This is a genomic window from Mesobacillus maritimus (assembly GCF_019749255.1).
Lineage (GTDB): Bacteria > Bacillota > Bacilli > Bacillales > Cytobacillaceae > Mesobacillus_B > Mesobacillus_B maritimus_A.
Window position 1 is genome coordinate 1 of sequence record NZ_JACWFH010000015.1, and the last position, 14,357, is coordinate 14,357.

Sequence of the window (14,357 nt, forward strand, 5' to 3'; positions counted from 1 at the left end):
CCGTAGCTAGACAACGATACTCAGTTTACTTTTTCTTCTTACAAACATTATCTAGTTTTGAGGGAACAAAGATTTTTGCGCAAGCAAAATACTTCACCTTCAATTAAATAGTCTGGTGGCGATAGCGAGAAGGTCACACCCGTTCCCATGCCGAACACGGAAGTTAAGCTTCTCAGCGCCGATGGTAGTTGGGGGTTTCCCCCTGTGAGAGTAGGACGTTGCCAGGCAAAATGAAAACAACCATTCTTGGTTGTTTTTTTTTCTGTCTTTTAGAGATTTTTTTGGAAAAAGGTCAATATCTGAATCCACAAGTACTTTAAAAGCATGAAAACCTGACTTTTAGAGGCAAATAAAGTAATTTGTTAATAAAATGAGTGTTCATTCTATGTATAACACTATATTTATTCCCCCTAGAGGGAATAAACACAGTTTATATTCCCCCTAAAGGGAATATCTAGTTACGCATTCATAAAAAATCAGATTATATTCCCCCTAAACCGGCTTTTATTCCCCCTTAATGATGATATATTCCCCCTACAGCGAATAACCAAGTCGATATATTCCCCCTAGGGGGAATATAAGGGGCATGTTCGTCTGGTACAGGAGTTGATAATCGCTTTTCAATGCCAGGCTGTCCTCGGGCACTTGTTGGAAAATTTATAGTGAATATTTATACTTTTTGTAATACAATAAAATCTTGCGAGGAGGAAAGGGAATGAATTTATTACATACGACATGGGAACATTTTAAGCCATATTGGAGGAAGCTGCTGCTTGCGGTGTTTTTTTCATTAGTGGGCGGGGCTTTTACCATTTTGCCTCCATTATTGGCAGGGAAATTAGTGGATGAAGTAATTGAGGGTGGGGAGATGTCCTTATTACTCTGGATTGTTGGCGGTGTTTTAATTGCTTTCTTAGGGAAGTCATTATTTGAGACACTGCAGGAGTTTGTCCAGGTGAAAATTGGCTTGGATGTGATTACCGACATGCAAATAAGGGCCTTTAAAAAACTGCATCGGACACCGATGTCTTTTTTTAGTACAACACCAAGAGGGGATATGTTATATCGTCTCACGCATGATGTGGAATCGATTCAAAATCTAAATAACACGGTCGTCCCACGGATTTTACAGCAGGTCATCAGTGCGGTTGCGGCATTCTCTGCCGTTTTTGTTTTGTACTGGCCGGCCGCTATCATTATGTTTGTTGTTTTTGCTATTTATATTTTGCCTTCATTTAAGCTTGGAAAGACGATGAGAAAAATGAGTGCCGTTCAAAGAGAGATGAGCTCTGATATGTATCATCATTTGCAAGAAAGTATTGAGAGCGTTCGGCTCGTTCGAACGTTTCAAACCCAAGAGCAGGAAGTCGGAACACAACGAAAAAAACTCACCGATTGGAAAACTTATTCTATTCGGGCTGCTTTGATTGGGAAGGTCAATTGGCGCCTCGGGAACTTGTTTAATATTGCGACACCTGGTGTTGTGATGCTATTCGGAGGGTTTGCAATTTGGGACGGGAATATCTCAGTCGGTACTTTAGTTGCCTGCCTAAGTTATATCCCAATCATGTTTTTACCGGTTCGTTCTTTAGCTGAAAATGCGTTGACGATTCAACAGGCGATTCCCGCCTTACAACGAATCTATGAATATTTTGATTTGCCTGAAGAGCATATAGCAAATCTTCCGTCGTTTGGGGAGGTAGAAGGGAAAATTGATTTAGAAAATATCTGGTTTACTTACCCTTCTAGCGAGAAAAAAATACTAAAAGGCGTGTCGTTATCATTAGAGCAAGGGACTCATATTGGAATTGTTGGTACCAGTGGCGGGGGAAAAAGTACTTTGATTCAAATTTTACTAGGGTTGTATGAACCGGATAAGGGGACCGTTCACATTGACGGAAAGAACCTCTTTGACTATAACCGGAATAGTTTCCGCCAACAGGTAGGGGTGGTTTCACAGGAAACCTTCCTATTAAATAGCACTCTGCGGAATAACCTTTTATATGGAAAAACAAATGCAACTCAAGAAGAGTTGGATCGGGCTGTGGAAGCGGCAGGGTTAAAAGAGGTAATTGAATCATTGGAAGATCAATACGAAACAATAGTGGGGGAGCGAGGCTTAAAGCTATCTGGGGGACAAAGACAAAGGGTTGCGCTTGCCAGAGCGATTCTTCGCCAGCCTCCTGTTTTGATTTTTGATGAAGCGACATCTTCTCTGGATGGAGAGACGGAAGAAAAAGTTCAGGAATCGCTTGAACAATTGATTCCTGGACGAACGACGATTACGATTGCTCACAGGCTGGTGACCGTACGAAACGCGGATAAAATTATCCTCTTAGATCAGGGGATGGTGGCAGAACAAGGGACGCATGAAGAACTGCTTGCTCTACGGGGACAATACTATCAGCTATATACAGCACAATACAGCGAGTTGGAAATGGAGATGATAGGATGAGTACAAAAACGGTCTCCTCGCAACCAAAAAGTCGTGATGGAAGAAGAGTCCTGAACTTTCTTAAGCCGTATAAAAAATGGGTCATTGGAGATTCGATTGTGATTGCTATTAGTCAGGTCTTTTCGGCCTTAATTCCCACACTCGCCTTGAGTTGGTTGATAGACACGATCATCCCTGGTGATAATCACCAATGGCTTTGGGGATTAATGTGGCTATTGATTCTTTCAGGAGTATTGGATTTAGTGATGATGGTCATCGATGAGTATTTTTGTCATCAAACTGCAAAGACGGTAACGAATTGGCAAAAGCTACGCCTATTTAGTCATTTACAGGTGTTGCCGTTTTCTTTTTATCATAACAATTCTTCAGGGGAGCTGCTAGCTAGGGTATCAGATGACCCTGATACGCTCCACAATTTTCTTGCTTGGGAAGGGTCAACCTTCATGGCAAGCGTTCAAGGTGTCTTGATATACAGCTTAGTGCTTCTGTGGATTCACCCTTATTTAATGATTACTAGTGTTGTGTTAGGGGTTCTCTTTTACTGGGCATCTAATTATGTTGGAGCTAGAACACGTGCTGCTTCCGCAGATGCGCGTGCCGAGGCTTCTCGCTATCTTGAGAGACTACGAGAATCGGTTACGGGAATTCATTTGTCCCGTGTGATGGGGGTTTCTGATAGTGAGGTAGAGAGCGTAATCAGGATTAGGAATTCTTTTGTCCAGCATTCAATAAAAGAACTTAAAGCAAGAATGCAATCAGTTGTTGTAATTGCGAGCTATAATGGTTTTGCTCTAGGACTGGTTTATTTTATTAGTACATTATTAATTTGGAATGATGGTTTGACGAGTGGACAAATGCTGACCGCAGGAGGGTTAGTGACGATTGCAGCAAATGAAATGCAAAGATTGCTGCGCAACTGGCTATCTGTTAGAAGGACAGGCCCGGCGCTTGATCGTTCCGATATCCTGCTATCGCACGCGACTGCTGATGCGGAAACAACAGCAGGAAAGGTTGGGGATCGGGCAGCTGGCCATATTTCTTTAAAAGACGTTACATTTGCTTATCCAGGCAAGGAAGAAACCGTATTGTCAGGTGTTTCTTTTGATATCCGTTCTGGTGAAAAGGTGGCATTGGTTGGACCAAGTGGCTCGGGAAAATCGACCATTGTCGACTTGTTGTTCAGATTATATGATACGAAAAAAGGCATAATCGAAGTGGATGGTATTGCGATCACGGAATGGGATACAGCATGGCTACGTTCACAAATGGCGATCGTCACGCAAGATGTCCAGTTGCGTAGTGGTTCACTCGCCGAAAACCTGCGCATTGGAAAGCAGGATGCAACCGATGAAGAATTATTAAACGCTCTGCATGCTAGCGGGCTGGATGATATAATCGCAACCTTACCTGAAGGATTGAATACGAAAGTTGGGGAACGAGGCAGCCTTCTCTCTGGAGGTCAAAAGCAGCGATTATCCTTAGCAAGGGCAATTCTCAAGGATGCACCAATTTTAGTGTTAGATGAAGCTAGTTCTGCACTTGATCCGATTACGGAAACGAAAATCAATGAAGCTGTTTTGAAAACAGGCAAGAAGCAAACGATTATCATTGTTTCCCATCGCCTTTCCACGGTTTTATCGGCGGATAACATTATCGTTTTGGAAAACGGAAAAATTGTTGAGATTGGTAGCCATGGAGATTTACTAAAAAACGAAACTGGAGTCTACACTAGACTCTTCGGAAGAGAAGCGGGCATTGGAGAGAGAACCATCCGCCATTCAGAGCCTCAGGCGATATTGTAAAAAAAGAATCAGTATGTAAAATTAAAGCACCTGGACTATTTACATGATAAAATATATGCCCAGTCTTAGGACTGGGTATTTTAATTGTTCAAAATAAATACCATGTAGAAGGCTTATAATTCAAAATCAGTGTGATGGTGTCCACACCTTTAATACAGTGAATATGGTAGAGTGGATTTACTATTGGAAATATTCAAACTTTATAAAGTTAGGAGGGGATAACGAATGATTGAACTCATGATGCAAAAAGCAGAAAAACTTTTTCCAGGATATTTTGCGTTGGTCATGGCGACTGGGGCTTTATCCATCGGAACACATCTGATTGGGATGGAGTTCATTTCCGTTTTTTTATTGTATGTAAATGTGGTGGCGTACCTCACCTTATGGTTTCTTACGCTAATTCGTTTAACCAGATATTTTCCGAGGGTTGTAGAGGATGTAACGAGCCATACACTAGGTCCTGGTTTTTTCACTCTTGTTGCAGGTACATGTGTATTCGGAAGTCAATTAATCATAGTAGCAGACATGGTTACAATAGCTACTTATTTATGGGCGCTGGCAATTTGTTTATGGACCGTCATTATGTATACATTCTTCACAGCTGTCACCGTTCGAAAAGAAAAGCCGACCATGGCAGAAGGGATCAACGGAGCTTGGTTAATCGCAGCGGTCTCAACACAATCCATCTCGATTCTAGGCACCTTGTTGTCGCCATTCATTCATAATGGTCAGGAAATCGTGTTGTTTTTTACTTTGTGCATGTACTTTCTCGGTGGCATGTTATATCTGAACATCATGACACTTATATTCTATCGATTCACCTTTGTAGAATTAAAACATGCTGCGTTAACTCCACCTTACTGGATCAATATGGGCGCTGTTGCCATCACAACACTCGCAGGATCTACGCTCATTCTACATGCGCATTCTTGGCCACTTCTTAAGGAAATCACTCCCTTTTTAAAAGGTTTTACTCTTTTTTTCTGGATAACAGGTACATGGTGGATTCCCTTATTGTTCATTTTGATGATTTGGCGGCATCTTTATCATCGCTATCCGTTATCCTATGAACCACAATTGTGGGGGATGGTGTTCCCGCTTGCCATGTATACAACTAGTACATTTCAATTATCAAAAGCGTTAGAAGTTCCATTCTTAACCGTTATTCCCAGCTTTATGGTGTATATCGCAATAGCGGCCTGGATCATCGTGTTTGCCGGACTGATGCATCACTTGTACATAACAACTAGGAATCATTTTCAAGCACCCAGAAAAAAAGAAATAGGGTTCTGAGTCGTAACACAGTATAAAGGGAAAAAATATTAGGGGGATTTTTATTATTTGTTTGGTTTACTTAATCTAGGAAGTCTCTTGCTTGGACATTAACATTAGTATTACCAAAAGAAATTTAACAAGGTAAAACACAGCATAAATAGCATAGAAAAACGCTTTGAGACTATCACTCAGAGCGTTTTTTTCAAACAAAGCTAAGGTTCTTTATATGTTAGTCTTTAACACCTAATTCATATGTATTACCATCAAGCTCTAACTCTACATGGTTCCAACTTAAAAACTCATCACAGGTAATGGACAGTTTATTGTTAGACCACTTATGAAATTTAATCATATCCATTTGTATTGGACTATCCACATATATCTTTTCGGATAAAGTTGATTTTATAATTTCAATAGTATAATAATCAGCTAGTATGAAATCTCCCGAAGGGCTAACTGTTAAATTTTGATATTGAGGCTGGGACTCATATTCAGCTAATTCTCCACTGAGAGAATTCAGTTTAAATAAATAATCCGAAGTAAGGACAAGCACACAGTTATGCATTTTTGATACTGCAACTCCTCGTGGAAAGCCTCGAAAATGACCACACCATTCACTTAAATCTTTATTAGTGAATTTTATCCAAGTCCAATCCTGAGAGTTCCATGGACTTGAAATATCATAAATCTTTTCATAGTATTCTCCTGAAAATGGTTGAGTTAGAATCTCTGCTTTCGTTATCATTCTTTTGTCCTCCATTAAAAAACAATAATTACACGCTGCTGCTTTGAAGTATTTACAAGCCTAATTGAATTACCGCCCTTATTAGAAGAAGAATAAAAATAACCCTATAATTCCGGTCACCAAATAACAAATAACGCCTATTTTTTTCTTTGTTTTATCAACTTTAGCTTTCTTTTCTAAGTTTCTTATGTAGTCATATATCACCCATAAACTAATCAAAAGAACAACCCCAAACACTGGCTTAATTTTCAAATAGATGAGTGTAAATACTGTCACGATTGCGAACGCTACGTTACTTAAAATTGTTAGAATGATAACTGCCCCCTTGATGTTCTTCTCTCTAATTCTACTGCTCAACGTTTCCTGTGAGCTTAAGAAGTTAACTACTCTAATCTTTTTTATCTTCTAAAGCTACACCAATGATAAATAATAATACGGCAAGAAGAATTTCTATTGGAAACGGAATCGTAATACTATGCATAATTTCATCAATTGTAAAGATTAACAACCAAGTAACTGTACAATCAATCATCATTCTTGCAAAAAGTAGGTTCCATTTTCCCGAGATAAACTGAGAAGATACTCTAACTATCGCCTTAGAAAATATATCAGTGATAATACCGACAAGATAATAACTAGCGACAAATATTAATAGAGAATAAAAAGAATTATAGTTTACTCCTAGTAAGCTGAAAATACCTGCAAATCCAAAATAAGCAATTCCTAAAACAAAGGAAATAGAAAAGACAATAAGGAACAGGATGGTTGTAACCGCAAGAACCTTATCCTTAAAGTTCATATCTCGAAATGAACTGTTATCATTACTCATTCCATTTCTCCTTTCTAAAAAAAATCCTCGTCAAATATTAAACTCTTCTGCTTCGTTCGTATAAGAACATCATTTCACAGAGTATAAATTTATCTTACCATAAATTCTCGGGTTCCCTTTTAATAGAAAAAGACATTCAATATAAAGCATACAATGTGCAACAAATCTGGCAACGATTTTAAAAGGAATCAAATAATTCCTGCAGTGTTGCAAGTCATGTGCAAATTAATAGTTGTAATATATATAACTACCAAAAAGAGACACAAATTCAAAAGTGAATTGTGTCTCTAATTATGATGGTTTTTTCTGTCTTTTCCCAATATCCGAAACTGTTACGAATAGCACATAGATCTTTTCTATTTACTCTTTGGTGAATACGGAGGTAGGGAGTTTGTTGTTAAAAAGACATCAAATTGTTCTGGATTCCTTTTGGCAAGCTTACAAAATTTGTTACACTTCAGCTTTACTCGACGACTTCATAACTAAAATAGTACTCTTCTTTGATTGTAATCTAGCTTGGCCGATTGCGAAGCTGGTTTCATTGTCAAACGATAACAATAGACCGACTGCTCAATGAGGGACTGCCTAAGTTAGATCTAAGGAGGTCTTGATGGTTAGTAGTTTTTATCGATTATTCTCAAAATCCAAATAAGACTAGCTAAATAAATCACATCCCCCAATCAAAGTAAAATGGGATTTCAACTGTTGTGGGAACCACTAGGATGGATGACTTTTTTTATAGACTACTAGTTAATAGAATTAGGTTGGTTCACAACGCCCTTTAATCCGGTAAAGAACCTCACTGTGATTAAAGTGGTAGCAAGGACAACGAAGATCCCACTGATAGCACCAACTTGATCGGAAAGTACCCATTCTGGCATATGCTCTGCCCATCTTCTAGGTGTGCTAATGCTCCCGGCGTAAAGGAAGGAACCAACAATTCCTGTGAAAAAGGTAAAATATAAAGAGATACTAAAGGTATCAAAACGATTATGTTTGATAGAGCCTTCTGTTTTATTAAAGTAGTACATAAAGCCGAGAATCATTGCGATTACTCCCATTCCCATATATGTATGGAAGTGACCTGGCACCCATTTCGTATTATGCATCACATGATTGACCACAATCGTAGCATCAATAATCGCTGGTATAGCTCCTGCGACCCAGCCAAACATGGCTAAGAACAAGAGACTTGAGGCAAAGTCCCATTTGATGCCAGACCGATACACAATCATTAGAGCCCCATAAGCTGTTACGACCATGACTGGAAGTCCATTGGCGTAAGAAAAGACCTGGCCGATAATCAGCATCCATGTTGGAACCGCAAAATCCATTAATAAGTGGTGTGTATAGATCATTAATGTAAATAAAGTGGAAGCGTTCCAAGCAATTAAGAAGGCTTTATTTGATTTCCATGGACGCTTTGTATATTTCGCTAGAACTTCATAAACAGCGATAACGGCCATATAAATGGTGGCATTGCAAAAGATATGTCCAAATGCATAAGTCAAATGCTTAGCAAGCATCGGATCCATCCTAATCGCAGGATAGATAATATTGATGATTGATCCAATGATGACAATTGCTCCAGCTAGGATGGCCGTTGAGTTGGTGATAATTACCATGGTTGAAGCCACAACCGCAGCCGGTGGTCCATACCCTTTCTTTCCTCTAAAAATATAATCCCAGCCAAGGGTTTTTCCCAGACCCCCATACTCTTTTATGAAACGTTTAGCCAAATACATATACATAATTAAATACCCGATGCCTAATATCAACACTCCTAATAAAAACATTAGCGGACCGACAATCCCATAAATTTGTGCAGATTGAGCTGGCAATGGATATAAAAATGTCCAAGCATCGGAAAAATCAAATCCGAAAATCGCGATGAATATTAACACAACTCCGATTAAAGAGAGAGTAAAATTCAACAGAAAAATGGTTGGATTTAGTTTTATGTATTTAGATAGGAAATACCACATGATGGCGGTTCCACCTAAAGCTGCAATTCCAACCATTCCGATCCCGTGGGCAGTCATGATCTTGTAAAACCAAATCGGTGTGATCGTAATCATCTCACCTTGGTTGAGCAGCATGAGTACCCCGAGTATCATCATAAGGATTAACATGATGCTCGTCGTCATTAAATAATAGATGACCGTTTTTTTAGCTAAAGGATGGATGCTAGATTCCATTTGCTTGTCCTCCTTCAGGTGTAACGACGATTTCTTTTATCATGACATGGTGACCAACGGAGCAATACTCTAAACAGAGGATTTTATACGTCCCTGGTCTTTCAAACGTATAATAAACGGAATTCTCATACTCCGGCATCGCTTGAGTTTGTGCAACCAATTCTAGATTCTCATCATAGAGCCCAAATCCGTGAGTGACATCTTTTGCAGTTACTTTAAATTCCACTTGATCCCCTACAGTAAAGCTCTCCTCGCTCATCTCCCAGTAATACTGAAGACCAACGACTTCAACAACCTGGGTTTCAGCCGATGCTGTTTCTTTTGCATGGGCACTATGGTAAGGCAAGTCGTCTAATGTTAAATAGGTAGCGATCCCCATTACTGCTATTAGAGCAATAAAATAATATTTTCGAATGGTATAGCCTTTTTCTTGGATAGGTCCGTACTTAGATGTGCGCTTCGATTCTCCGTAAACAAAGGCAAAGGCGAGCGCAAGAAGAAACTCAAAAAATACTGTTAAATACAAAGCAATCATTTGGTACATACATACACCCCCGTGATAAAAATTGAAAAACCTCCCAGTCTTCCCTCAAAACCCCAATACCAATTTTAATATAGTAATAAAGTATATTAAGTGATATAAAACATACTCTATTTAGAAATTTCTATAAATTCAAAGATTCAGTTTATATAAGTCTTATAGAGGAACTAATGCCATACTCCTACATTGGTCAAATAGAGGTGGGGGTATATGTGAAAAATTTTGTGTCAAATTATTTATCCATAGTGATATACCTCACTCCAGTGATTCTCATTCGCAATTATGATGTAAGTAAGAAATCAAGGGGGGGAAATTCAATGAAAGCTACGAATGTGAAGGCGCAAGAGGAAGCACAAAATGAAACTGTTCATGTTCAAGAAACATCAAAGGTAGGAACTTGGATTTCAGTTGGAATTGTAGGCTTAGTGATTTTAGCTACCTATTTTATTCTTTACGGATTATACATGGCAAGGGTCTAGAAGGAGGAGGGAAATACGATGCATTTAGATGAAAAGATATGGTTATTTTTAAGCTTCGGTATGATTATGATTTTTATGATTTTTACAGGGTATCAAGCAGTTGCTTTAGAGATGGGGCCACCAAGTCATAAGGAAACCATTGATCCACAAAAGGTCGATCAGACAGCACCTTTTGATAACCCAGGCATTAAACAAATTGGTGAAAATGAATATGAAGTGGTGATGACCCTTCAAATCTTTAGCTTTACTCCAATGGATATTGAAGTTCCTGCTGGGTCAACGGTTCATTTTACCTTAACTTCAAAAGACGTTACCCATGGCTTCCAGGTGGCGAATACCAACATAAATGCAATGGTTATGCCAGGGCATATTCAAAAGATTTCGCAGAAATTCGATAAGCCAGGAAAGTATTTAGTGTTATGTAATGAATATTGTGGTGCTGGACACCAAGCAATGAGTACAACAATCACGGTTAAATAAAGGGGGGAAAGAAAGTGCAAACTGCATTAAAAACAACATCCATAAAACAAAAAACAAACCAAGCTTTAGGCGTGAACCTAGAAGACGCTAGAATCTCGAAATCATATTTAGCTGTTGCCTTTATCGCAGTCTTATTAGGTGGTCTTCTTGGGTTAGTACAAGGTTTAAATCGTGCAGGTGTTTTAACACTTCCTGCATGGGCGAACTATTATCAAGTTTTAACCGCACATGGTTTATTATTAGTCGTCGTGTTCTCAGCTTTCTTTACCATAGGATATTTCTATGCTGGGCTTTCACATACATTAGGAGGATTACTTCCGAAAGTAAGGAAAATTGCATGGGTTGGCTTTTGGACGAAAATTGTCGGATTTGTATTAGTTGTCATTCCAGTTTTGATGAATGAAGCGTCCGTTATGTACACGTTCTATCCGCCAATGGCTGCACACCCAATGTTCTATTTTGGGTTAGTATTGATTGTATTGGGAGTTTGGGCGCTATCAGTCGGGGCATTTATGCAGGTAGCCCATTGGAGAAAGAATCACAAGGGACAGCATCTTCCAATTATGGCTTTCTTTGCGACAGGTGTTTTTATCCTTTTAGTTGGTGCAACGGCATTCGTAGCAGTAGAAGTTCTATTCTTAATTATTCCTTGGGTACTTGGCTGGACGGATGGAATCAACGTCATGCTTTCCCGTACGTTATTCTGGGCGTTTGGACATACTGCGGTTAACATTTGGTATTTAACAGCTGTTTCAGCATGGTATGTCGTAATACCTAAAATCATTGGGGGACATCGTTGGAGTGACCTATTAACACGTATGGTCGTTATTCCATTAGTCATCATGAACATTACTGGTGGTTTCCATCACCAAATCGTAGATCCTGCGATTTCAGAAGGAATCAAGTACATGCACGTATTTATGAGTTTAGCAATTGGATTCCCATCTTTAATGACCGCTTACGCATTGTTCAGAGTATTTGAGCGTACAGCAAGACAAAAAGGTGGCACAGGGTTTATTGGTTGGTTTAAGAAAATGCCTTGGGGAGATGTTCGCTTCTTATCTCCATTCATCGCAATGGTTGCGTTTATTCCTGCGGGAGCTGGTGGAATTGTTCAAAGTACAAACCAATTAGACCAAGTCGTTCATAATACAATGTGGATCGTTGGACACTTCCACTTAACATTAGGGATGTCAGTTGTTATGACGTTCTTCGGAATTAGTTACTGGTTGATTCCATATCTATCAAAACGTGTATTAACACCAAATATGAACAAAGTAGGTGTGGTTCAAACAATCATTTGGACTGTAGGTATGGTCATTATGGCGATTTCGATGCATATTGCCGGCCTATTCGGTTCACCTCGTAGAACATCTTTCACCACCTACGGAGATTTCGCAGAACAATTAGGCTGGAATCCACTTATGGCAGCTGTAGGAATTGGCGCAACATTATTGCTAATTGCGGTCATTTTGCAAGTATACGCTGTATTTAATATGATGTTCTTTGCTCCAAAAGGAGAAACAGAATTTCCAATTGCAGAGGAAGAACCAGGAGCAGCAAAAACTCCTTACTGGACAGAGCGTTGGGGCGTTTGGGTTGTCTTAATGTTACTCGTCATTTCCATGGCTTATGTGATTCCGATTGTTGATATGATTGTCAATGCACCTCCAGGATCACCACCATTTAAAACTTGGTAATTTATACGATTAAAAAAGAGATAGCTCGTACTGGGGCTATCTCTTTCAAATAGTCAAACTTTAATCCTTTGAAAAATCAAACCTCTATATTTTTTGTTCAGTATAAGCTGGTAAATTCACTGTTGAAAAAAGAGCACGTGACTGAATTAGAAACCTAATAACTAGCTGTTTTAACGCTAAAATTGGTTTTAGGATTTTAGCCCAAATCTTTTACGAAAACAGCCTTCAAATAAAAGGAAGTGATCACTGTGATCAAAAATAAGCAAACCTTATATTCCTGTCTGATTGTTCTTGTCTTTGGTTTTAGTTTGTTCTTTGTAGGAACAGATGGCTTTACTGCATATACTGCAGAATCTGCAAGAGTTACGAAATTAATCGAAGAAAAGCCTATGTTCCCCGAGGTCACTCTTGAGGATAGTGAAGGGCGGACGTATTCGATATCAGAATTTGAAGATAAATATGTTTTTATTACTTTTATCTACACAGGATGTACGACTGTATGTATTCAATTGGAACAGAATATGGCACAGGTTTACGAAAAAGTACCTAGCGAATATAGGGGAAAGGAAATTGTCTTTTTAAGTATAAGCTTTGATCCAACGCGAGATGATCCTGAGATGTTAGATAAATATAAAGATATGTTTAAAAGTGATGGGGAAACGTGGAGGATGGCAAGAATTCCGAATCAAAATGAACTAGATTCCTTGTTGGAAAAATTCGGTGTGATAGTTATTCCAGATGGAGATGGGAATTTTGCGCATAATGCGGCCTTTTACTTAGTAGATGGAAAAGGCTCTTTGGTGGATGTGATGGACTTTAGTGAAATTAATGAAGCGGCGAGTAAAGTAACTAACCTAATTGAAGCAAACAAGGGGGAGTAATTCATGGGTCAATTTATAGCGGGTCTCTTGTTGTTGCTTGCGTTGATGATTCCTCCTGTTGCAACACTAATGGAATCAGTCATGATTATTCACATGCATATGCAAATGCCGATGCTCATCATTGCAGGGTTTTTCATGGGTCGATTCTTTCTAGACCGTTTCCCGCAGTTCTTTAAAAAATACAATCAAAATGGGCTTCCTGGAATCCTTTTATTTACGATTATTATGGTCTATTGGATGCTGCCACGTACTATGGATGAAGCCTTAACGGTCCAAACTGTGGAGGCTTTTAAATTTATAAGCTTACCATTTTTAGCTGGGGTACCTTTACGTGATAGTTGGAAAAAGCTTAATAAAGTTGGGAGAAACAATCTTATTACCCTTTTTGCGGTTATGTTTATTGGATTTGGCTGGTTATATATTCAATCGAACGCGCAATTATGTAATAATTATCTTGTTATTGATCAAATCATCCTAGGGTGGGGATTCATTACGATGGCAATTTGTTTGGTCATCTATTTAGCTTATAGCCTGCTTGTTGACCCATCGCAATATGAATAGGAAGCAAGGTGGTGTCATGAGCAAGATTGTGGTGAAAAGGATTTATGATGAGGTTGATTCTTCATCAGATGGATATCGTGTCCTAGTGGACCGACTTTGGCCGAGAGGGATGTCTAAAGAAAAAGCGAAAATTAGGGTATGGGCGAAAGAAGTAGCGCCAAGTACCGAGCTTCGGAAATGGTTTGGACATCAGCCACAACGATACGAGGAGTTTAAAGAAAGATATTTAGAAGAACTAAGAACAAATGAAGAAAAGTATGCATATCTAGTAGAATTGAACCAGTTGGCGAGGGAAGATACCTTAACACTCCTATATGGAGCTAAGGATCTAGTTTATAATCATGCTCAAGTTCTAAAAGAAGAATTAGAGAGAGTGGCTGAAAAACGTTCACCATGGTAGAAAATGTCTCT

13 protein-coding genes and 1 rRNA gene are annotated in these 14,357 nt (G+C 39.0%); 10 read left to right on the top strand and 4 right to left on the bottom strand.

Annotated elements, in window-relative coordinates; translation table 11 throughout:
* The first annotated feature begins 111 nt into the window (after positions 1–111).
* From rrf to H0185_RS13360, 4 genes are all read left to right on the top strand, one after another.
* Positions 112–227, top strand: a 5S ribosomal RNA gene (gene rrf / locus H0185_RS13345).
* A gap of 488 nt (positions 228–715) precedes the next feature.
* Complete coding sequence (locus H0185_RS13350) at positions 716–2,455, top strand: ABC transporter ATP-binding protein (RefSeq protein ID WP_221874004.1); 1,740 nt, start codon at positions 716–718, stop codon at positions 2,453–2,455.
* On the top strand, positions 2,452–4,257 hold the full coding sequence (locus H0185_RS13355; protein ID WP_221874005.1) for an ABC transporter ATP-binding protein: 1,806 nt from the start codon (positions 2,452–2,454) through the stop codon (positions 4,255–4,257). Before H0185_RS13350 ends, H0185_RS13355 begins: the two co-directional genes overlap by 4 nt.
* A gap of 225 nt (positions 4,258–4,482) precedes the next feature.
* Complete coding sequence (locus tag H0185_RS13360) at positions 4,483–5,550, top strand: tellurite resistance/C4-dicarboxylate transporter family protein (RefSeq protein WP_221874006.1); 1,068 nt, start codon at positions 4,483–4,485, stop codon at positions 5,548–5,550.
* Between the two features lie 211 nt (positions 5,551–5,761).
* Here the strand turns inward: H0185_RS13360 and H0185_RS13365 are convergent, their stop codons facing one another.
* The 4 genes from H0185_RS13365 to H0185_RS13380 all read right to left on the bottom strand — a co-directional run bounded on the left by H0185_RS13365 (position 5,762) and on the right by H0185_RS13380 (position 9,848).
* Positions 5,762–6,277: a hypothetical protein gene (locus tag H0185_RS13365; protein WP_221874007.1), complete on the bottom strand. Its 516-nt coding sequence runs from the start codon at positions 6,275–6,277 to the stop codon at positions 5,762–5,764.
* Positions 6,278–6,665: 388 nt separating this feature from the next.
* Complete coding sequence (locus H0185_RS13370) at positions 6,666–7,106, bottom strand: YrvL family regulatory protein (protein ID WP_221874008.1); 441 nt, start codon at positions 7,104–7,106, stop codon at positions 6,666–6,668.
* A gap of 746 nt (positions 7,107–7,852) precedes the next feature.
* A complete protein-coding gene (locus tag H0185_RS13375; RefSeq protein ID WP_221874009.1) occupies positions 7,853–9,304 on the bottom strand; it encodes a cbb3-type cytochrome c oxidase subunit I in 1,452 nt (483 codons plus the stop codon).
* Positions 9,294–9,848 (bottom strand): cupredoxin domain-containing protein, encoded by a 555-nt coding sequence (locus H0185_RS13380; protein WP_221874010.1) that lies wholly within the window; start codon positions 9,846–9,848, stop codon positions 9,294–9,296. Before H0185_RS13380 ends, H0185_RS13375 begins: the two co-directional genes overlap by 11 nt.
* Before the next feature lie 314 nt (positions 9,849–10,162).
* Between H0185_RS13380 and H0185_RS13385 the strand changes: the two genes are divergently transcribed.
* The 6 genes from H0185_RS13385 (at position 10,163) to H0185_RS13410 (ending at position 14,346) form a co-directional block, all read left to right on the top strand.
* Positions 10,163–10,324, top strand: coding sequence for a hypothetical protein (locus H0185_RS13385; RefSeq protein WP_221874011.1), 162 nt, complete (start codon positions 10,163–10,165; stop codon positions 10,322–10,324).
* A gap of 18 nt (positions 10,325–10,342) precedes the next feature.
* Positions 10,343–10,804, top strand: a complete 462-nt coding sequence (locus H0185_RS13390) for a cytochrome c oxidase subunit II (RefSeq protein ID WP_221874012.1) — start codon at positions 10,343–10,345, stop codon at positions 10,802–10,804.
* 14 nt (positions 10,805–10,818) lie between these two features.
* Positions 10,819–12,504: a cbb3-type cytochrome c oxidase subunit I gene (locus H0185_RS13395; RefSeq protein WP_221874013.1), complete on the top strand. Its 1,686-nt coding sequence runs from the start codon at positions 10,819–10,821 to the stop codon at positions 12,502–12,504.
* A gap of 248 nt (positions 12,505–12,752) precedes the next feature.
* Positions 12,753–13,385, top strand: a complete 633-nt coding sequence (locus H0185_RS13400) for an SCO family protein (protein WP_221874014.1) — start codon at positions 12,753–12,755, stop codon at positions 13,383–13,385.
* 3 nt (positions 13,386–13,388) lie between these two features.
* Positions 13,389–13,946: a hypothetical protein gene (locus H0185_RS13405; RefSeq protein WP_221874015.1), complete on the top strand. Its 558-nt coding sequence runs from the start codon at positions 13,389–13,391 to the stop codon at positions 13,944–13,946.
* A gap of 16 nt (positions 13,947–13,962) precedes the next feature.
* Positions 13,963–14,346: a DUF488 domain-containing protein gene (locus H0185_RS13410; RefSeq protein WP_221874016.1), complete on the top strand. Its 384-nt coding sequence runs from the start codon at positions 13,963–13,965 to the stop codon at positions 14,344–14,346.
* Positions 14,347–14,357 lie beyond the last annotated feature (11 nt).

Bases quoted from the DNA above. Each gene is read 5' to 3' on its own strand.
- H0185_RS13355 (WP_221874005.1), top strand. From the start codon at position 2,452: ATGAGTACAAAAACGGTCTCCTCGCAACCAAAAAGTCGTGATGGAAGA.
- H0185_RS13350 (WP_221874004.1), top strand. From the start codon at position 716: ATGAATTTATTACATACGACATGGGAACATTTTAAGCCATATTGGAGG.
- H0185_RS13380 (WP_221874010.1), bottom strand. From the start codon at position 9,848: ATGTACCAAATGATTGCTTTGTATTTAACAGTATTTTTTGAGTTTCTT.
- H0185_RS13360 (WP_221874006.1), top strand. From the start codon at position 4,483: ATGATTGAACTCATGATGCAAAAAGCAGAAAAACTTTTTCCAGGATAT.
- H0185_RS13375 (WP_221874009.1), bottom strand. From the start codon at position 9,304: ATGGAATCTAGCATCCATCCTTTAGCTAAAAAAACGGTCATCTATTAT.
- H0185_RS13405 (WP_221874015.1), top strand. From the start codon at position 13,389: ATGGGTCAATTTATAGCGGGTCTCTTGTTGTTGCTTGCGTTGATGATT.
- H0185_RS13365 (WP_221874007.1), bottom strand. From the start codon at position 6,277: ATGATAACGAAAGCAGAGATTCTAACTCAACCATTTTCAGGAGAATAC.
- H0185_RS13385 (WP_221874011.1), top strand. From the start codon at position 10,163: ATGAAAGCTACGAATGTGAAGGCGCAAGAGGAAGCACAAAATGAAACT.
- H0185_RS13370 (WP_221874008.1), bottom strand. From the start codon at position 7,106: ATGAGTAATGATAACAGTTCATTTCGAGATATGAACTTTAAGGATAAG.
- H0185_RS13410 (WP_221874016.1), top strand. From the start codon at position 13,963: ATGAGCAAGATTGTGGTGAAAAGGATTTATGATGAGGTTGATTCTTCA.
- H0185_RS13390 (WP_221874012.1), top strand. From the start codon at position 10,343: ATGCATTTAGATGAAAAGATATGGTTATTTTTAAGCTTCGGTATGATT.